Annotated in this window: 19 protein-coding genes and 7 pseudogenes; all 26 read right to left on the bottom strand. The window is 43.7% G+C overall.

What is annotated here, in order from left to right:
• Nucleotides 1-58: 58 nt before the first annotated feature.
• Entirely contained in the window at nucleotides 59-1,051 is a 993-nt protein-coding gene (locus JCM11216_RS12875) for a glycosyltransferase family 4 protein (RefSeq protein ID WP_054854444.1), read from the bottom strand.
• Nucleotides 1,052-1,368: 317 nt separating this feature from the next.
• Complete coding sequence (locus JCM11216_RS12870) at nucleotides 1,369-2,577, bottom strand: hypothetical protein (protein WP_054854443.1); 1,209 nt, start codon at nucleotides 2,575-2,577, stop codon at nucleotides 1,369-1,371.
• Nucleotides 2,577-3,458, bottom strand: coding sequence for a polysaccharide deacetylase family protein (locus tag JCM11216_RS12865; RefSeq protein WP_243676341.1), 882 nt, complete (start codon nucleotides 3,456-3,458; stop codon nucleotides 2,577-2,579). The genes JCM11216_RS12870 and JCM11216_RS12865 overlap by 1 nt, the downstream gene beginning before the upstream one ends.
• Nucleotides 3,459-3,556: 98 nt before the next feature.
• Nucleotides 3,557-4,705: a glycosyltransferase family 4 protein gene (locus tag JCM11216_RS12860; RefSeq protein ID WP_054854441.1), complete on the bottom strand. Its 1,149-nt coding sequence runs from the start codon at nucleotides 4,703-4,705 to the stop codon at nucleotides 3,557-3,559.
• Nucleotides 4,702-5,829 (bottom strand): glycosyltransferase family 4 protein, encoded by a 1,128-nt coding sequence (locus tag JCM11216_RS12855; RefSeq protein WP_243676340.1) that lies wholly within the window; start codon nucleotides 5,827-5,829, stop codon nucleotides 4,702-4,704. The genes JCM11216_RS12860 and JCM11216_RS12855 overlap by 4 nt, the downstream gene beginning before the upstream one ends.
• Before the next feature lie 144 nt (nucleotides 5,830-5,973).
• Nucleotides 5,974-6,567: a hypothetical protein gene (locus tag JCM11216_RS12850; RefSeq protein ID WP_054854439.1), complete on the bottom strand. Its 594-nt coding sequence runs from the start codon at nucleotides 6,565-6,567 to the stop codon at nucleotides 5,974-5,976.
• A complete protein-coding gene (locus JCM11216_RS12845) occupies nucleotides 6,549-7,697 on the bottom strand; it encodes a hypothetical protein (protein ID WP_243676339.1) in 1,149 nt (382 codons plus the stop codon). Before JCM11216_RS12845 ends, JCM11216_RS12850 begins: the two co-directional genes overlap by 19 nt.
• Nucleotides 7,694-8,652 (bottom strand): annotated as a pseudogene (locus JCM11216_RS12840) (NAD-dependent epimerase/dehydratase family protein). Before JCM11216_RS12840 ends, JCM11216_RS12845 begins: the two are co-directional and overlap by 4 nt.
• On the bottom strand, nucleotides 8,649-9,548 hold the full coding sequence (locus JCM11216_RS12835) for a glycosyltransferase (protein ID WP_243676338.1): 900 nt from the start codon (nucleotides 9,546-9,548) through the stop codon (nucleotides 8,649-8,651). The pseudogene JCM11216_RS12840 and the gene JCM11216_RS12835 overlap by 4 nt, the downstream one beginning before the upstream one ends.
• Nucleotides 9,479-9,739, bottom strand: a complete 261-nt coding sequence (locus JCM11216_RS19930) for a hypothetical protein (RefSeq protein ID WP_243676337.1) — start codon at nucleotides 9,737-9,739, stop codon at nucleotides 9,479-9,481. The genes JCM11216_RS12835 and JCM11216_RS19930 overlap by 70 nt, the downstream gene beginning before the upstream one ends.
• Nucleotides 9,740-9,815: 76 nt before the next feature.
• Nucleotides 9,816-10,094 carry a glycosyltransferase gene (locus tag JCM11216_RS12830; RefSeq protein WP_054854437.1) on the bottom strand — a complete coding sequence of 93 codons (279 nt, stop codon included), beginning with the start codon at nucleotides 10,092-10,094 and terminating at the stop codon, nucleotides 9,816-9,818.
• A 2-nt stretch (nucleotides 10,095-10,096) separates the two neighbouring features.
• Nucleotides 10,097-10,366 carry a type II toxin-antitoxin system RelE/ParE family toxin gene (locus tag JCM11216_RS19925; protein WP_243676336.1) on the bottom strand — a complete coding sequence of 90 codons (270 nt, stop codon included), beginning with the start codon at nucleotides 10,364-10,366 and terminating at the stop codon, nucleotides 10,097-10,099.
• Nucleotides 10,366-11,028, bottom strand: a complete 663-nt coding sequence (locus tag JCM11216_RS12825) for a hypothetical protein (protein ID WP_054854436.1) — start codon at nucleotides 11,026-11,028, stop codon at nucleotides 10,366-10,368. The genes JCM11216_RS19925 and JCM11216_RS12825 overlap by 1 nt, the downstream gene beginning before the upstream one ends.
• Nucleotides 11,029-11,188: 160 nt before the next feature.
• On the bottom strand, nucleotides 11,189-11,497 hold the full coding sequence (locus tag JCM11216_RS12820) for a hypothetical protein (RefSeq protein WP_054854435.1): 309 nt from the start codon (nucleotides 11,495-11,497) through the stop codon (nucleotides 11,189-11,191).
• A 54-nt stretch (nucleotides 11,498-11,551) separates the two neighbouring features.
• A pseudogene (locus JCM11216_RS12815) lies at nucleotides 11,552-12,102 on the bottom strand (PaREP1 family protein).
• Between the two features lie 59 nt (nucleotides 12,103-12,161).
• Nucleotides 12,162-13,176: pseudogene (locus JCM11216_RS12810) on the bottom strand (ATP-binding protein).
• A gap of 41 nt (nucleotides 13,177-13,217) precedes the next feature.
• A pseudogene (locus JCM11216_RS12805) lies at nucleotides 13,218-14,237 on the bottom strand (ATP-binding protein).
• 58 nt (nucleotides 14,238-14,295) lie between these two features.
• Nucleotides 14,296-14,463: a hypothetical protein gene (locus tag JCM11216_RS19920; protein WP_243676335.1), complete on the bottom strand. Its 168-nt coding sequence runs from the start codon at nucleotides 14,461-14,463 to the stop codon at nucleotides 14,296-14,298.
• A 15-nt stretch (nucleotides 14,464-14,478) separates the two neighbouring features.
• Nucleotides 14,479-14,868, bottom strand: coding sequence for a hypothetical protein (locus JCM11216_RS12800; protein ID WP_054854434.1), 390 nt, complete (start codon nucleotides 14,866-14,868; stop codon nucleotides 14,479-14,481).
• A complete protein-coding gene (locus JCM11216_RS12795; RefSeq protein WP_054854433.1) occupies nucleotides 14,846-15,169 on the bottom strand; it encodes an AAA family ATPase in 324 nt (107 codons plus the stop codon). Before JCM11216_RS12795 ends, JCM11216_RS12800 begins: the two co-directional genes overlap by 23 nt.
• Complete coding sequence (locus tag JCM11216_RS12790) at nucleotides 15,159-15,359, bottom strand: hypothetical protein (RefSeq protein WP_054854432.1); 201 nt, start codon at nucleotides 15,357-15,359, stop codon at nucleotides 15,159-15,161. Before JCM11216_RS12790 ends, JCM11216_RS12795 begins: the two co-directional genes overlap by 11 nt.
• A complete protein-coding gene (locus JCM11216_RS12785; RefSeq protein WP_054854431.1) occupies nucleotides 15,322-16,062 on the bottom strand; it encodes a hypothetical protein in 741 nt (246 codons plus the stop codon). Before JCM11216_RS12785 ends, JCM11216_RS12790 begins: the two co-directional genes overlap by 38 nt.
• Nucleotides 16,063-16,238: 176 nt before the next feature.
• Nucleotides 16,239-17,256: pseudogene (locus JCM11216_RS12780) on the bottom strand (ATP-binding protein).
• Nucleotides 17,253-18,275, bottom strand: a complete 1,023-nt coding sequence (locus JCM11216_RS12775; RefSeq protein ID WP_054854430.1) for an ATP-binding protein — start codon at nucleotides 18,273-18,275, stop codon at nucleotides 17,253-17,255. The pseudogene JCM11216_RS12780 and the gene JCM11216_RS12775 overlap by 4 nt, the downstream one beginning before the upstream one ends.
• Nucleotides 18,272-19,290, bottom strand: a pseudogene (locus JCM11216_RS12770) (ATP-binding protein). Before JCM11216_RS12770 ends, JCM11216_RS12775 begins: the two are co-directional and overlap by 4 nt.
• Nucleotides 19,287-19,711 (bottom strand): annotated as a pseudogene (locus JCM11216_RS12765) (AAA family ATPase); the annotation flags it as partial. The pseudogenes JCM11216_RS12765 and JCM11216_RS12770, both read right to left, overlap by 4 nt.

Genomic DNA, 19,711 nt, shown 5'->3' with positions numbered 1-19,711 from the left:
ATGGCCGATAAAGCCCGCACCGCCGGTGATGAGAACCTTCATGCTTATGTTTTATATGCTATGTACTAAACATATTAATTAATGATTTTTTAATAGAATCTTCACTAAACTTTTTACGTGCGTTTTCTCTTAAATCATAGCTTATATTCATTATATCTTCTTTAGATAATGAAAGAATAGCATTTATCCTATCGAGAAATTCGTCCACACCGCCAGGCTTAAACATAAATTTTTCAGCTATCGTATCACCAACGATTTCAGGAACACCACCAACCCGAGAGGCTATTGGTATTGACCCAGCAAACATGGATTCCATAACGGCATATGGTAAAGGCTCCTCCCATATAGATGGAAACAGTAATACAGTTGAAATTTTATGTAACTCTATTAACTCCATATAGGAAATTCTACCAAGAATCCTGATTTTAATTCTATCATTTTTTAATCTATTCAATTTTAATAAGCTGTCTGGACTATAATGATTTGTTAATATTATCGTTATTTTCTTATCGTTTCTCCTTAGCTCCTTCATAGCCTGTAATAAAACATTAAATCCCTTAATAAAATCGTCACCTCCCACATAGAGTAACGTTGGTATATCTCCCGGATTTTTCTTTACATTATCAAAGTATTTATAGAAAACCGGGTTGTATATAACAATAGCTTTATCTTTATCAATAATATTCATGGAATCCATTATAATATCGCACTGCCTTTTAGATACACAAATTAATGTATCTGCGTACATAAGCCATTTTTGCGCAAGCTTAGGCAACCACCAAAGAAGTGATGCAACCATATAACGTTTGAAGCCTTTAGTTTTTTCTACATTTATTACCCATTCCCTTATTCTGCCTTCACCTTTAAATTCCTCATAAGGAGCTGGAACATTAGCATTATAGGATATTGGTTGATAATCGTGTAAATGAACAAGCACCTTCTTATTTAACCTCTTAGCTATGGGTATTAATGGATAACAATACCTGGGTATATATAAAACATCATGGTTATTAAGAAGCTTTAGAAAACTCTTAGTTTTAGAAAGTCTCATACAATTAATCCATAATCTAAACTTATCACGAACCGCCAGCAAATCTGTATAGATATAATCAACACCACTAATGACCTCTGGCTTACGAGCACCATGAACAACCGTAATATTAAAACCGCTTTCCCTAAGAATGCTTGTTATTAAATACGTAGCTAAAACACCACCCCACCCTCAGGCCACCATAACTCACTCACAATCAATACTCTAGACATAGTTAAGGAATTTCATGTATATCTAAATTCATCGATTCATCTGTGTTCTTAAAGTTCCTAGAAATCTAGTATATTATGTTGCCATTGATATTAATGGCTTCATCTTTACTTCATTACTTGGCATAGAGCGTAATTAAATAGTCTTATATTTACTTGCGATGAGAACCTATGTCTATACGTGGTTTTAGCGTTTTTGCTAAGTTCATAGAGGTATTGATCATTGCTATATATGCTTCTAATAGCATTGAAGTATTCATCTTCCCTATTAACAATGTGTACATGAATTCCATGTACTAAATCAGGATGCAAGACCTGGGCCATTCTATTCACTATTATTGGCTTACCGAAGTATAATGCCTCAATCAATCTATTGGATATGCTCCTGTTTGATATATAATTAATGACGAGCTTAGCATCTCTATATACCCTCTCTATTAGCCAGTCAGGTATTTTGTCTTGGTAATCATTTAAGAAAATCATGTTGGTAGGTATTTTATTTTTAGGTATTCCGGTTTTCTGAATGAAATCTGTTCTTGACGAGCCTAGGATAAATATTGGTATGTTGGGGGGGTTTCTTTTTGCAATTAAGTAATAAATTAATGCATGGGGGGGTAATGCTTCGAATTTTAAATACTCGCCGCCTTTCCTTAATATCGTAACTCCTAAGGCGTACTCATTTCTATATTTCTCGAGTAAAGCTATTAATTCGTTTAGTAGGTCATTGTTTATTTTTTGTTTCGCATGGTTACTTGTTTTATCTATTATTGTGCCATATGGTGGATATATCATTATTACTGGCTTATGGGTTGTAATTTTTGATATCTTTTTCGCCAATGTATAAGTTGCGTATTCTTCCGTTATTGTTAGGTCTGCCTTATTTATGTAGTAAGTATTGGCTAGCAGGCTAGGTATAAAGATCATTAAGTCTCTGTAAGATCCATGTTTTAGGTTGTCAATTATTTTATTCGCCCTTATGCTCCATAGTCGTAATATTAATGGAACACTGTCTCTTAATCGCATAGAGAGTAACAGTGCTTTGCGGGCGCTAGTTACTATGGCATCATAAGGTTTAATGAGCACTTTTATTTTATTAATGATGTTTTGATTATTTAAGTATGTAATTGGTACCTTAATTAATGTTACATCAGTTATATCATCGCTTTTCACAGTCAATTTACTGATTTGCAATTTATTGAGTGAATTCTCAAGGTTTATCACTGTGACTTCGTATTTAGTTGCTAATGATGCTACGAATCCTAATTCGTGCCTTGTGTAAAAATCTCCTTCATATATGGCTAATATACGCGGGCTCATCAGCGTTCAGTAATTACTTGGTATTTAAACGATGATAAATGGAGTAAGCCATATCTATATGGTGTGAATCTGCCTAATTCATATAAATTCACCTTTGAAATGCCATTTAAGTAGGGTTTCATCGTAACTGCCGCTCTGAATCCTCCATCCTTTACGGCATTAATTACCCTCAAATCATAAAGTCCAAAGGGATAGGCGAATGTACTCATGCTGCAATTATTGTACTTGCTTATGAAGTCCTTCGATGATTCTATTTCATTCTTAAGTTCATGGTCATTAAGGTAAGGTAAGCCTAAGTGATAATAGCCATGCCCACCAATTTCAAAGCCATGTTCGCTTAATTCCTTAATTTGGTCTAAGGTTAGCATGGTCTCATAGTATAGTTTATGAATGTCCTCGCCTAAATAATCATTATAAAGTACTTTTATCATACTCATTAATTCATCTTTATTCATTTTTGGAATATTGTTAATTAATGTTGTTATGGCTTTGGTCTTTTCATCCTCATTATTAATCTTTAGTGTGCCTAATGATGCGTTAAGTTCAATTGGCGTTTTTATTTTCATCAATGCGTAGGTAATCGCTGACGCCCAATTTGGTATTTTATTCTCTATGAGACCTGGGGGGGACACGTATACAGTGCCATTCACACCGTATTTTTTCATTATTGGTAATGCATGTTCATAAACGCCTTTATAGCCATCATCAAATGTGATTACGGCAACTTTATCAATGCCCTTATTACTCATTATTAATTCGAGAGCTTCACAAAGTGGCATTATCCTAAATCCTAACTTAAGTAAGTATTGCAGTTGATTTTCAAAGTACTGCTTAGATAGGCCAATGTCGTAGTATACATTTCTTTCTATTTCATGGTACATAATGATTAATAAGGAACCCCCCCTAGTCTTAAATCGAATTATTAAATCCAATAATCCTAATGCATCTAATACCGGTAAAAATCGGCTTAACCTTAGTTTCATTGCCTATACCACCACGAAATCGTCTTAATAAATGCTTTGTATTCTGAATATGCTGCATTGCTCCATGTATACTTTATGGTAAATCTCCTTGCTTCATTGCTTAATCTTTCAATATGTTCCTGGTTCTTTAATAACGTAATGAGGGTGTTCACGAACTCACTACGGTTTTTTACTCTTATTACTGCATCATTTTTGAATTGCCTTGCATAGGGTAAGTCCCAGGTTATTACGGGAAGACCCACGCTCAAAGCCTCCAGTATACTTATTGAGTATACATCGACGTAAGATGGGAAAATAAAGAGTCTTGCTCTTGATAATTCACAATATTTATCAAGGCCTGTTTTAAAGCCTGCTAATATAATGGATTTCTTGAGACCTAATTTTTCCACAATGCTCATAAATTTATCCCTATGATCTGCACTGACGAAGTCACCTAGCAATAATGCCTTAATGGGTTTGTACTTACGACTTACTTCATAGACTATGTACAATAAGTCATAGATCCCCTTCTCAGTGGATAATACTCCCATGAATGCTAAGTCATACATTTTAGGTTGATTAGACCTGAGGCAATGATCTATTAAGTCGAATTCAAGACCAATAGGTACGTCGAGTACATCGTAATGCCTAAACCCAGAACTTACTTTAATTAACTCGTGCTGTATTGCATCAGACACTAAATGAACGTATGTTCTATTCATGGCCCATAACGCTGCCTTTGTCCTTAGAAAGCGTGCAACAGATATATACTTTCCATACCTAAGTAATGGATTTATATACATGTGCGATTGTACAATGACGGTCCATGGAACGCGGTTCCTTGATGAGAAGTATATTGGTAATACAAATAATGGGTGTTCGCTGTGCGATACTGCAATATCAATATCTAATTTATTTATAAGTTCATTGATTGTATGTGCAATTTTAACTATGCAAAGATCTATATGAGATTTATTACATGATTGTTCGCTAATTATGTTAATATTATTATCTCTCCTTAATTCGTTAATTACATCACGTGGTGTGTCAATAGCGATTAAGTAGGTATCAACAAGTAATTTTGTTAAATGCTTTAGTATGTAGTATGACCTTATTTGACCACCTCTTCCTCTGATATTAGGCGACGCTACTATTAACACCTTCATTGCTCAATGGCTCCCTTTAGAAATTGAATTGCGATTTTATGCCACGAATACCTCTTTGCGAATTTAATTGCTTCATGTGATAAAGTACTTATTTTCTCAGGATCATTTAATAACTCAACCGCGGCTTTTGCCATGGCGTTCCAATCTCCGGTTCTTACCTTAATAACGGCGTTTGTTCTATAATTCATACTTATTGCCGGTATTGAATATGCAATAACCGGTGTTCCTACGCTTAGAGATTCAAGTACAGAGATTGCAAATGTATCGCTGTAACTAGGATAAATCATAACCTTACTCCTACTTAATAGGTCAAATTTTACATACCCATCTACGAAACCCAGGAATCTTACGTTATCCTTAAGCTTGTATTTCTCAATTAAAGTTTTAATTTCATTTTCGACTTCTTTAGATGTTCTACCTATGATTACGGCGTTAAAATCATGCTTATAGTCTCTGATTATATGCAGAATCTCAATTAAGTCATAAATACCCTTAAACTTTGATATTGATGCAAGATGAATTATATCGATATCCCTCTCATGAATATCCCTATATGGTGGTAAATCCGTAAACTCTACTGCAGCGCCCATTAAACTATTGATATTACGTGCATTAAGTCCAATACGTTCATGTTCATATTTTATTGCTGGGCTAACGTAGATGAATCTACATATTTTATTAATAATATTATATAATTTGACAAGTAATTTATTGACTGTGCTTAATGACCCAATATTATTTATAAATGGCAGCCAACCAAACGAATTATGAAACATAACACTACACTTCCTACCCGTGAAAGCACTAAGTACTAAACTCAGCAATACTATTGAGGGAGTTTGATAACCAGAAACGACATAATCAACCTCACTGCGTTTAATGACGCTTAATAACTCCAAAATAGTCCTGGCGAAGTTATAAAGCCCATTTAATGCCACGTATTTCACGATTATGTTATTATACCTACCTAAATTAGCAGGGCAGATAAAGCATCCTCTTCGTAGATTAGTAGGAATAACCACTACGACCTTTAAACCCTTAACACTGACCAACTCCCTAATTACGTAGTACCACCACCTCTCAGCTCCACCGCTATGAACACAGGGCCAAGCCACAATCAACATGCTTATATCATACTTAGGATTCTGCATATCTAAATCCCAGCCTCAAAAGTATCGACATTATTTAACTCAGCAAGCGTAGCAACGAAATTAAGCTCATGCTTGCCAAAGAAATTGCTATGTGAAATGTAGAGAGTTCTCATGGTATTATGGTTCATATGTCACTTCATATGTTCTTGAGAATTTGAGTATGATATCTGATGAGTTGCTTGGTATGAATACTCTTTGCCCTATACTGTCTAGGCCCACTGCTATGAGGTAGGGTTGTCCTTTTTGAGGTCCTGAAATGTTTATGTTATATATGAATGAGTAGAAAAAGAGTGGGGTTCCGATTCTTGGGTCGCTTATTAGTGCTGTGTTTGTTGGTAGTAACTGTGCCACTATACCCGAGATCTTCCATGAGTAGTTGTCTGCCCAGCCTATGCCTAGAGTGAAGGTGTTTGCTGAGTGTGTTGGGTCTTGTATTGCGTAGAATCCTATTATGCCTATCACGAGTGTTGCCGCAATTATTATGAGCATGTTGTTCTTTAGTTTTGTGGCGATGTGGTATACTACGTATATTAGTATTAGTAGGTAGAGCCAATAGAAGTATCTTCCTCCAAGCCAAGTTGATTGCCTTGCGAAGAAGTTCAGTGTAGTACCTATAAGGCCTAGTAACCCTATTACCTCTACATAGTTTATTTCAACTTTCTTTCGCTTCATTACCTTGATCATACCATTAATTATTGAGTACGTAAGCATTGCTGCCCCCCCATGGCGGGCACGAGCGCCCATGAAATGAGGAATTTCTGTGTACTGGCGCCGTACCATGGCGTCCAGGCCGTACTATAGGGTTTTTCTAAGCCTAGTAGGAAGTTTATGAAGTTCGTTATTGATGGTGGTATTCCTTGAAAGACTGCTATTCCTGTGTACGTGAATGCCCAGTACCCTATGCCTATTAATGTTGGTATTATTAGTGAGTTTCTTAGGGTGTTTTGCGTTAGTACGTTATTTCCTACGAGCATTGGTATTAAGAATGCCAGAATAACCAGGGTGTAGGTTGCGTGAAATACAACGCCTATGAACGAAACTATACCTAATAATACGGCCTTGCTTATGGGGGGGTCTTCAATTCTTGGTAGAATTGCTACGGTCATTAGTGCCAGTATTATTGATACGCCCTGCGCCACTATTTGCGTTAGGCTTATGGGCGGTGTTATTGAGAAGAGGATTAATGCGAGGTACGCGGCCTTCTTGTTATGCAGGTAATTGATTATTATTAGGTAAATGCCTAGTAAGTATGTAACATATAGCGCGTACTTAAGGAGCAGGTAATAAATGGGTACCTTCATTAAAGGGACTCCCGTTACTGACGCTATCATGTACGTTAGTGCTGGTTCGGCGTCAAATGGTTGGTAATAATCATTTTCAGGGTACTTAAATGGTATCCACTTACCGTTTTCTGAAATGGCTGTTGCAAAACCTGCTGTGAATCTAACATCATCACCCAGTGGGTATGAATTATGTAGGTTAACTATTGTGTAGGGGATTAAATTCAGTAAGATAACGAACAATAGGAGAAATTTATCTCTCTCGTTATTATTAGTGCTGATATTCGTGCTCAGTATTAACCATGCTGTGAACCCTAATATGATGGAGTTAAATATCGGGAATACGTGAAGCAATGCCTTCTCCGCCAAGATTACTGAACCAATAATATAAACCATCATTAGTGGCGTCAATACGTATTTATTGTCTATTGACTTGCCTCTTTGGCTTTTCACAAGTACATTTATGATTAATATAACAATCCATACTATATAGAGTAGTAATGTGTATTGTACAATAGGTTGATTAAGTAATTGCAACAAATTCATAGCGCGACTGCTCAAGTATTAAACATATTCAGCAACGATCTAATTGTTAATTTAACGGCCTCGATCGAGCTATACCTAGCCTAAAGCCGAGTGCCTTGAGCCTATCTATTCTCAGGGTTATTTTCTTTACATCTCCTGGCCAGCCCACACCGTGTAGGATCGGTTTGTGTATTATTTTCACGTTGCTTAGCCCCAGCTCGTTGAGTATTGCCTTGACTATGTCGTTCACTGTTATCCAGTCCTCGTTACCCACGTTATACACCTCGTAATTGCCTGTGGAGTTCTTCCAGGCTAGCATTGTTGCTTCCACGGCATCGTCGATGTATACGTAGCTCCTGACTTGAGTCCCGTCGCCGAGGACCTCGAGTTCGCTTGTGTTCTTGCCGAGTTTCATTAGTAGGTCGTAGATTACTCCGTGCCTTAGCCTGGGCCCGATGATGTTTGCGTACCTTAGTATTACGGCCTTGATTCCGTATAGCCTGCTGTAGGCGTGGATTAGGTTTTCACAGGCTGCCTTGCTGGCTCCGTAGACTGAGACCGGCCTCACGGGTGCTTCCTCGCCCACGGGTATTTCCTCGGGCTCGCCGTATACCGAGCTTGAGGATGCAAAGACGATTTCCCTGACCCCCCCGAGTTTCCTCATGGCTTCCAGTAGGTTGAAGGTTGTCACCACGTTTTCTTCGAAGTGTGTCCTTGGGTTTGTGGTGCTTACCCTGACCTCTGGGTTTGCTGCGAAGTGAAATACTGTGTTAACGCCCTTGACTGCCTCCTCCGTGTCTTTCTCGTTCTTTAGGTCTCCCTTTATGAATTCTAGGTTTGGGTTGTTCTCGAGGTGTTTTAGGTTTTCTGTCCTACCCGTGCTGAGGTTGTCTATGACTCTTACCCTGTGGCCCTCGTTGATTAGTTTATCGACTATGTGGCTTCCTATGAAGCCTGCGCCGCCTGTTACGAGTACGGTATCTGGGCTCATGTGTATAACACCTTTATGTATTTGTTAACTACCTGGGTCCATGTTGGTACTTGTGATTTTGGCTGCTGTGGTGCTTCCTTTAGGAATTTGGTTGTTTTTTCGGCTATTTCTTCATTGGTCTCGTTTAGGTTGATTATTAAGGTGCGTGTTCTATCGTTGAAGTTTGTGCCCCAGGGTTTGGCAATAAGCGTGGGGGGGACGCCTATGGCATTTGCCTCGTTGACGCTCTGGGGGGGATATGACTCCTTTTCTGATATTAGGGCGAATAATGTGGCTTTGGATAATGTTTTGATGTAGCTCTCGTATGGCTGGAAGTCCTGGATATACCATTTAATGGGGGGGATTTCCCTCAGCTCTTTTTCTAGCTTCTTTTTGTAGGGGGGGCCATTTCCGTAAATTCTGAGTTCTAGGTAATACCCCCCCTTATCGTTTAGAAGCTTCACGATCTTGGCTAGTCTATGTACGTTCTTATATTTTTCTATTCTCCCGCTGTACATAACGTAGGGTTGCGGGTCCCATTTAAGTGCCTGTATTTGTTCTTCCACCCCATTTTCTATGGGTATCGCCTCTCTGCGGAAGTCCCTCCTTATTAATTCTGCCTCTTTTTTGGAGACCGTATGTATCGCATGGGATGAATTAAGCAGTCTTCTCACGTAGTACCTCCACGGTTTCCATAGGAGATTTCTTACTGGCGTATGACCTGCGCCGTGGTAATAAGGCGTAACCACAAGTCTACCGGAGAAGCCTTTGTTTAGTAATTGCAGGCCACTCCAGACAGAAATTATGGAATGCACATTATGTATATGCACCACATCGTAGGTTTCAGCTATCTTCTTGAGAAATTCTTGCAATGCATTTCGCCTTTTAGGCACGTGGTAAGCACTACCTGGCTCCATGTGGGCCATCTTATAACGCGCACACTGTTTATCTCCTCCTCTCTGGGTCCCTCGATTTCTGGTTCCCCCCCTGCCAGTACCGTTATTTCATGCCCCCCCATCTTTACGAGTCTCTCGGCTACTGATTTCACTACGTACTCTACGCCACCTATGTGTGGGTAGTACGTGGGCGATATCATTAATATCCTCATACCCCCCCAACGAGGATGTGCTTCCTACCGGCGTCCTTCTCTAACGTTATATGCTTCAGCATCTCCAAATGCGTGCCTAGATTACGTTGGGCTTTAGTCTCCTTATTGCGTCTGGTAGTTCTGGGCTGTAGGATCCGTGGCTCCAGGTTAGTGTGGGTTTGAGCCTAATTACGTGGACTCCATTGATTATTTCTTCCCTGGGTAGTGAGCCTACTCCGCCTGTCCTGTGTCTGTTGTGGGTTATTACGTAGACCTCGTGTCCCTTGTCGGCCATGTGTTCGGCTATGTGTTTGACTACGTCTTCGACTCCGCCGATTACTGGTGTGTATAGTGGTGCTACGTGGATTATTCTCATGGTTATCTTAAGGCTTCGTAGATGTTTTCCCTCTTTCCTACTTCAAGTACCTTTATTGTGCATGGTTCACGTAGTATAATGTAGAAGATTCTGTAGTCGCCCATCCTCATTCTGCATATGCCTTTTAGTCTTCCCTTTAGGGGGGGTTTTTCGCATATTGGGTTTGTTGAGAGTTCGCTTAGTCTTGTCATGAGTCTATTATGTGTCTCGTTGGGTAGGTTGTTTAGTTCTCTCTTGGCTTTTCGGGTAAATTCTATCCTGCATTGGTTCATTAGGTTATGATTCTCTCCTCCTTTAGTGTTTCGTATGCTTCGTCGTTGATTAGCATGTCTAGTGTATCGATGTATGTATCTAGTTCCTCGGCGTATGCTGCTGCCCACTTGGTTAGTGTGTCTCTATTGGTTTCTTTATACTCCTTTATTAGGTTTAGTGTGGCTGTGGTTGCTGAGTGCCATGTTAGTAGGGTTGCCATTAGGTATGCTGTTTCCTCGGTGGTTTCATTTAGTGCCCTTTCGTTGATTCTCCTGATTAATCCGTCGTAGCCGTACCTACTCAATGCTTCCGTAACCCAGAGGTCATGCTCGATTAATGTTGATAATACCTGCACCAGGTCTTCGGCCTGTGGGTGGCCTGTTGACCTAAGCCCATTAGCTAATTCTCTACCAATCCTTACCTCAATGCTTCTTAATTCGTTTACTGTTAACTTACCTGCGCTTAGGCTGTTGGCTATTGTCTGGGTCGCTTTTATTAATGGTTGTGTTATTTTAACGGTGAATTGTGGTAGGATGGTTAGGAGCGTATTGGCTAGGTCCTGCGCGTTGAGTAGAGTATAGACCTCATTCCTGGTTATGTCATTAAGTGCGTCGGTAACTTCCCTGAATAGTTCCTTGGATATGCCGATGCGTCCCACGTACTCCTCCATTGGTTTAATCATAGGGGGCGTGGATTATGGTTAATCCTATTGGCTTAGGGACTAGGTACTGCATTAACATGGCAGGTGCTGACACTGTCTTAACACCTCAGGGAGTTACTGAATCATATGTATATAAAGCCTCCGCAGTACGCCGCTAGCCTATGGTTGAGGTCTTGACGCTTCATCCTGTTGCCATCTGTGTGGCTATGCATGGCTCTCCCGTGGGTGTTATGTAGCCGTCGGCCACCATGACGGCTATGGGCTCTACGTAGACTTCGATGGCCTTTCCCTCGACTTTGATTATTGCATGTGCGAGTTTAATTACCTTGAAGGGTGTTGGTCTGTATTGTATGTTCCATGTGCCGCATATGCCTATTGCTTGTTGGGGTTTGTTGAATCTTGCGGTTATATCAATGGTTGTGGCTATGCCGTATCCGTTGCTTACCTTGGTTGCCTTAACGTTGATTATCCTGTGCGTGGTGGTTGCCATGGCTGGTGCCTGCGGCTTGGCGTTGGGTCTCTGGTTGATTGGGCTTTTCTATGTTTACTCATTTTGTGTTTCCCTGAGTTCCTTGAGTGCCCTTTCTAGTTCTTCGTTCCACCTTATCCTTGTTTTCAGTTCCTCTATTCGTTTCGTTAATTCCCTTATGAGTAGTTTTATGTCGTAGCTGCCTCCTCCCTGTTTCTGTACTTGCTCATTGCCATGTCCGGGTCTGGCCCATTGTATTGATAATCATGTAGATCCAGGGCTACCGCGGTCCACGGCAGTATGCCCTGATGCCCGATTTCCTCGAGCATTTGTGATAGCGCCTTCATCCTACTCATTGGTATTCTTGGGACTGCCCTCTCCATCAACCACTTCCTCTCATCCTCGGTCTTAGCCGCTTGAATTAGTTTATCAAGCTCGAGCCTAAGCAAGGCTGCGAGCAAAGCCCTCCAAGCCTGAAAAGCCTTACCAGCCGCATTCCTAACCAAACCCTCATTAAGGAACCGCAGGGCTAAACCAGCCTCAACCAAGGCCTCCAGCAGCCTTGCATTGATGTAGTCCTCTGTGGTTGGCTTGGGTAGTGGTTTTTCTAGGGTTTCTGTGTTCATGTTAATTCATTTAGTCGCCATTAGGTTTAAATAACTATGGTTCGACATGGTTGAGGTCCTCATGATGTCTGTAGCGCCCTTTTGATGGCTTCCCTATGGAGTGGGCTTTGCCATGCAACATGCTTGCCAATGCCCAGCTCGGGATCCCTCTCGGGCGGTGGTTGGTCTACCCAAGCCGTTGAGTCTCTGTCTGATAGCGGGTAAATTATTAGGTTATGTTCAGTTAATTCGTTTAATAATTCCTCGGGTGCATCAGACCATAAGATGTCTGGGTCTTCGATGGCCTTCTCGAGTAAGCTGCGCCATTTGTTTATGAGGCCTTGTGTGATGGTTTTAGATTCAATTAGCCAATCGGTTACAGCCCCAGTATCCCAACCCCCCCTCACTATTAGCTCACCTAGCATTCTCGGATTCCCACCCGTTAATCTCCATACTGTGTCGAAGTCAGGTTTACTTCCCGGTATTTGGTTGTATAGTTGTTTGAAGCCTTCCTTAGGCATGTTCCACAGTATGTCTAGGTGTGCCCATGTGTGTCTGCCTATTTCTCTCCTTGATGATCCCTCGCTGGTGGCTACTATGGTTAACACCCTCTCGTACTCAGCCGGTGGGTACTCAATGAGGTTGAGTAGTGCCTTCACGTAGATAGCCGACTCCTTCGTTCCGAGTATTTGGAAGGCGTCGTCAATGATTACGGCTATTTTGCCCCCCCTCGTTGCCTTGATCAATTCTTTGGCCATGTCGAAGGCAAGCCATGCTAACTTACCTAAGGCATTTTGACTGATGGCATCCTTAACAAGTCTCAAAATCTCCTCCCTAAAGGCCAGTAGTACCTATTTCGGCAAGAATCTCCTTATCAATAGGGTTAACGTAGATTACATCGAATCCATAATCCTTAAGCAACTCAACGGATTGAAGAAGCCAAGCCGTCTTCCCACAGCCCTCGGGGGGGCCATAAACCACCTCCACAAGTCTCATACCCCTGTCGATCCACTCCTCAACATGCCTGAGGGCCGATTCCCTATCTGTGAACTCGACTTGCAGGTTTGGTGCCAGGTTCAGCCTAATTCTCCTCATGATCCAACCCTCGCTGGCTTGTGATTGATTGAGTCGTCACATCAACTCTGCAGTGCCCTTTTCACTGCCTCCCTGTGTAGTGGCGTCTGCCAGGCTACGTACTTCCCAATGCCCAGTTCCGGGTCCTTCTCCGGTGGTGGTTCGTCGATCCATAGGTATGGCTTCCTGCCTGATATGTCGAGTGCCAGGTTTAGTTCTATTAATTTGTTCATTAGTGGTATTCCCTCCCTCGTGAGTAGTGCGTCTGGGTCATCCACAGCCTCCACCAATATGCGCCTCTCGTCATTGCTTAACGAGTTAATGAATATGTCGATGCCCCCCCTCCCCCCCCTAATGAATCCCTCAATCACCCTATCAGTGTTCCAGCTAGCCCCCCCGTATAATTCCTCGAGCATCCTTGGGTTACCACCGGTTAACCTCCATACTTCGTCGAAGCTCGGCTTATCTCCAGGCACTTGTTCGTAGAGTTGTTTGAATCCTTCCCTGCTCATGTTCCACATTGGCATTATCTCGGCCCACGTGTGCCTACCGATCTCGCGTCTCGAGACGCCCTCGCTCGTAGCCACTATTGCTACTATCCTCTCGTACATCTCAGGCGGGTACTCGATTAGGTTCAGTAGGGCCTTAACGTAGGTGGCTGACTCCCTGACTCCAATTACCTGGAAGGCGTCGTCTATGATGACCGCTATCTTGCCCCCCCTCGTTAACTTAATTAGCTCCTTGGCGATGTCGAAGGCAAGCATGCCAACCTACCAAGGGCGTTCTGGGCAATGGCTTCCTTGGCCAGTGTGATGAATTTACTCCTTAAATCAGCGATGTTGAACTCGGCGAGAACCTCCCTGTTGGGTACATTGATGTAGATCACGTCAAAGCCGAGCTCCTTAAGCAACTCCACGGACTGTAGGAGCCATGCGGTCTTTCCGCAGCTCCGGGCCATAAATCACCTGCACTGGGAATGTGCTCCTCTCGGCCCACTCCCTAACCTGCTCAAGGGCCCTCTCCCTATCTATGAACTCCACCTGGGTATTGGCGAAATTAAGCCTAACCCTCCTTACTGCCATTATCTCTTGGTGCATTCGTCTTGCCGAATTCCCTCTTGAGTTCGTTGGGGAGACTTCTCTAGTTCATCGCTCCACTTTGCCCTTGGCTTGAGCCCTCAACCCTACTCATTAACTCCCCCCCTGTGAGGCTTGCCGCGGTGATCGCAGTCACGTGATCCTCATTGGTTGGTTTCGGTAATGGGCTTTCGAGGGTTCTGTGTCCGTACTTCACTGCGTAGGAGTTCATGGCCCTGCTTAGTCTTCATTGGCCTAGTGTTAATGCTGTGCTTAGTATTTGGTGTTTGTTGGCTTCATTGAATGGTATTTCATGTATATTGAGGTTGTACTTCTTCATTAATTGTATTTTTGACGACTCGTACTGCTGGCTCCTGAATGCGTCCTCGTCATGCACTATGAATGCTTCTCTGGGTTTTAATACAAGCCCGCAGCCTGTGTTGGGGTCTCTCTTCAGGGTCTTCTCAATATTCTTTATCGCGTTGAGTAGGTTCTTGCCCTTGATTTCGACTAGGTATATATTGTCGCTTGTTGGTGCCCTTGTGTGGTCTGTGCATAGTGCGTCTACGCCCTTGCCGCATATTAAGTCGTATTTAACGCATGCGATGTTTCCATTAATGGTTATTACCTTGCTCATTACTGAGGACCTCCTCAATTATTTTCCCTAGGTATTCTTCCCGGACTGGCGTTATTGTTTCTAGGGTCCCCACCTCACCATTCTCCCTAATGGGTACTTCAACGACGTTGCCGCTCCTAATCTCGTAGATTCTTAAATCCCTTAGTCTTCCCTGCCTGTTTAATTCATGGGTTACGCCCATCACGATCCACTCGCTGTGTGTTGTTATGAACATGTTCTTATCCCTTATATTGGCTAGGTACTTCGCCATCCTTATTTCGGCATCTGCGTGTAGGTTTATTTCTGGCTCCTCAATGATCATTGTCTTCACTATGGGGGTTCCTCGCCACAGCCTCTATTGCGAATGCTTGGTATATCCCGGTCGAGACCAGTGATGGCGGTATGTTACCTCCATCAGACTTTATCGTTATTGCGCTTGGTTGGTATGTTATTGTTAACCCGCTCAATTCCTCCCTATACTCGCCGGGCGCGATCCACCTTAGGAAGTCCATTAATAATGGTTTGCTTATGGTCACTGGTTCCGGAGTTAGGATTAGCCTCATAATGCTTGGGTGTAGGGTGAAGATGGCGATCCTCTCGGTGGCTAGGAAGGCGGCTGGGGGGGACCATGTATCGCCAAATGCCCGGCTCAGGACGTAGGACTATTATATGTGCCGCGCAGTCGGCGTTGCTACCCATGACTGAGACCCTGTACTGGCCATCCTCAATAATTCCGCTTGAAATGCATTGTGTGAAGTTGCTCATTGCGTATTCGATGATTACGTTCAACCTCTTATCACCATTCACGTCAAAGTCCACGGTATTACTCCGCCTATTAATAATGACGTTTAACACCAACGAGTCAGTAATCACCCCCCCTATCCTACCCTCATCCTCACCTATCTTAACCAGCCCATGTTGATCAGTATTGAATAACCTCCTTATTTCATTGGTTAATAATTGCTTGAATAATTCACGGTTTTCCTCTATCAATTCCTTAACACTTATTGAAGCCTCCTGTACCCCCCCCGCTTTAATAGTGCCTAGGTTAATTCTCCAGGGCATTGGCGGTGTTGATTGGAAGAGGGTTAGGTAGTGAATTGTCGATATGATGGTTTTTCCCGAGGCGTTACCACCAACTATGACGACCCAGGGCGTTATCTCAATATCGGCCTTACTAATTGGACCAATATTTCTAATTGTAAGTCTCCTCATACACTGTTAATAATTGATGACTTTTTAAAGGGTTTAATCAAGTCTCTCCGCACGTTTATAGCGCTTAAATCCCATGTTAATTTACAGTCAATATCCCTCAGGATTAAGACCATCCACAAGTGCTCTGTACCGCATTGGTTATTAACGCATTTAGGCGCCGTAACCATGGCCATTACCTACTGCTTAAGTGACTCCAACGCTCTCCTCACTGCTTCCCTATGTAGTGGTGATTGCCAAGCCACGTAACGGCCAATACCCAGTTCAAGATCCCTCTCCGGCGGCGGAACATCGATCCATAGTCTTGTGTCTCGATCTGACATGAGGTATAGTATTAGGTTCCTCCTGACTAATTCGTTGATTAGTTCCTCGGGTATGTCAGGGCTCCACAGCGTGTCTGGGTCGTTGATTGCGTCCTCTAGGTATTTTCTCCACTTGTTTGTGAATTCCGGCGTGATTTTCTTTTCCTCAATGAGTCTTTTCATTACTAGGTTTGTGTCCCAGGACTCCCTGTATAGCCTAGCCAGCAGTGATGGGTTTCCACCCGTTAGTTTCCAAACCTCCTCGAAACCCGGCTTGTTTCCCGGTACCTGGTCATACAATTGCTTGAAGCCCTCCCTGGGCATGTTCCACATTGTTAGTAGGCTCGCCCACCTATGCCTACCAATCTCCCACCTACTTAAGCCCTCGCTGGTTGCGGCTATGGCTATTATCCTCTCGTAGGTCTCCGGCGGGTGCTCAATCAACCCAAGCAACCCCCCCTTAACATACGTGGCCGCCCTATCCAGGCCAATTGCCTGGAATGCATCGTCTATTAGCACGGCAATTCTTCCTCTGCCAGCCTTAACTAATTCCCTTGTCAAGTCGATGACTGCCCACGCCGCTTTAATCCATGCATTGTCTGTGGCTTCACGGAGAATCTCAATGAGTCTCCTCCTAATGTCCTCAATACCTACCTCCGCGAGGAAATCCCTCTCAATTGGATTAATGTAGATCACGTCGAAGCCTAAATCCCTGAGTAGTTCCGCGGATTGCCTAAGCCATGCGGTTTTCCCACAGCCCTCGGGACCATAAACCACTTGTACGGGGGTATGTACCCTTCTCGGCCCAATCCTCAACAAGCCTGAGGGCCAAATCCCTGTCCGCAAACTCAACCTGTAGTTCCTGCGCTAGGGGGGGCAGTTTGATCTTCCTCATTCAATACTCCCCCCCAGTGTTCTTTTAACGGCATCTCTGTGCAGTGGGCTTTGCCAAGCGACGTATTTGCCAATACCGAGCCCCAAATCCTTATCTGGTGGTGGTTGGTCGATCCATAGTGTTTCATCCCTGGGGGGGTATATGTTGTCAATGACTAGGTTTAGCTCCACTAACTTGTTCATTAGTGGTATTCCCTCCCTACTCATGAGTGCGTCCGGGTCCTCTAAAGCCTTCATGAGCAATTCCCTATCGTCTTTATTGAGTGATTGTATGAAGCTTATCAATTCCTTACCCCTAACGAGCCTATTAATCACATCATCAACGCTCCAATTAATCTCGTAGAGCCTACCCAGTAATTTTGGGTTTCCGCCGGTTAATCGCCAGACCTCGTCGAAGTTCGGCTTAACGCCGGGTATCTGCTCATAGAGTTGCCTAAATCCCTCCCTAGACATGTTCCACATCGCCAGTAAATCAGCCCACCTATGGCGCCCAATCTCCCTCAAACTAACACCCTCACTCGTAGCCGCCACGGTAATCACAACATCGTAATCCCTCGGCGGATACTCAATCAACCCAAGCAACCCCCCCTTAATATATATCGCGGCCCTATCCAAACCAATGGCTTGAAACACATCATCAGCCAACACGGCAATTCTCCTCCTTCCAGCCCTAATCAATTCTTTAACTAAGTCAATGATGGCCCACGCAGCCCTGGCCCAGGCATCGCCAGTCACCTCACGGAGAATCTCAATGAGTCTCCTCCTAATGTCCTCAATACCTACCTCCGCGAGGAAATCCCTCTCAATTGGGTTAATGTATATCACGTCAAAGCCATAATCCCTAAGCAACTCAATCGCTTGCAGGAGCCACGCAGTCTTCCCACAACCCTCCGGACCATAAACAACCTGAACCACACCCATCCCATGCTCAGCCCAGTATTTAATACGACTAAGGGCTCGCTCCCTATCCGCAAACTCAACCTGCAGGTCCGGGGCCAAGTTCAGTCTAATCCTCCTCACATTAATCCCTGTAATGCCCTCCTAACCGCCTCCCTATGGAGCGGTGATTGCCAAGCAACATACCTACCAATACCAAGCTCCGGATCCCTCCCAGGCGGTGGCTCATCAACCCATAGCTCTGGGTCCCTGCCTGGTATTCCAAATACCACTAGGTTTCTGCTTACTAACTCATTTGCGAGTTCCTCGGGTCCCTCACTCCATAGATAGTCCGGGTCGTTGAGGACTATCTCCAGTTCCCTCCTCCATCGCCTAACGAATTCACCCGTTAATTTCTTATCCAGGATTAACCGCTCAATGACCCTATCAACATTCCAACGCGCTTCATAAAGCATCTCGAGAACCCTTGGATTCCCACCCGTTGATCTCCAAACCTCGTCGGGGGGGCCTGGCCTCTCGCTGGGTAGTTTCTCATATAATTGCCTAAATCCATCCTCACCCATGTTCCAAATGGGCATGGTGGTTGACCACAGGTGCCTACCGATCTCGCGTAGGCTAATGCCCTCGCTTGTGGCCGCCATAGCTATTACCCTCTCGTAGGGCTTGGGTGGGTGCTCAAGTATGCCCAGTAGGCCCTTGACGTAGAGCGCAGCTTTATCTAGTCCAATTGCCTGGAATGCGTCATCCACGATTATGGCTAACCTACGTGTACCAGCCTCTATGGCAGATCTCGCCACATCTATGATTGACCAAACAACCCTACCCCCCCAGGTGAATTGGCCCATGGCCTCACGTACCATGCTCACCAACTATCCCTCAAATCCGCAATGCCCAGCTCGATGGTGAATGATGACTCGGTGGGGGTTTACGTAAATAACCTCAAACCCCCCCAAATCCCTAAGCAACTCCACGGATTGCTTAAGCCAAGCCGTCTTGCCACAACCCTCAGGGCCATAAACGACCCAGGGCAATGCCATACCCCCCCCTCAGCCAAGTCCTTAATTCTCCTAAGCCCCCCCCGCTCCCTATCTATGAATTCCACCTGGGTATTGGCGAAGCTAAGCCTAACCCTCCTCATCGCCCCCCCAACTCCTGCAACGCCCTCTTAACCGCCTCCCTATGCAATGGGCTTTGCCAAGCCACATAACGACTAATACCCAGCTCAAAATCCCTCTCTGGCGGTGGGATATCGACCCATAGTGATTCTCTCCTTTCGGGTAGGAAGTATAGGATTAGGTTTCTGTTGATTAGTTCGTTTATTAGTTCCTCGGGTGCGTTGAACCATAGGTGGTCTGGGTCGTTTATTGCCTCTTTAAGGTAGTCACGCCACTTCTTAATGAAGTTGTATGTTAAGTTCTTCCTCATGATTAGGTCGTTGATCACCGTCTCCACGTCCCAACCAGCCTTGTAGAGTATCTCCAGGATCCTTGGATTACCACCGGTCAACCTCCAAGTCTCCTCGAAGCTTAACTTACTGCCAAGTATTTGTTCGTATAGCT

The organism is Vulcanisaeta distributa JCM 11216 (assembly GCF_001315985.1).
In the GTDB taxonomy this organism is placed as follows: domain Archaea; phylum Thermoproteota; class Thermoprotei; order Thermoproteales; family Thermocladiaceae; genus Vulcanisaeta; species Vulcanisaeta distributa_E.
This window is presented reverse-complemented; position numbering and strand designations above follow the sequence as displayed.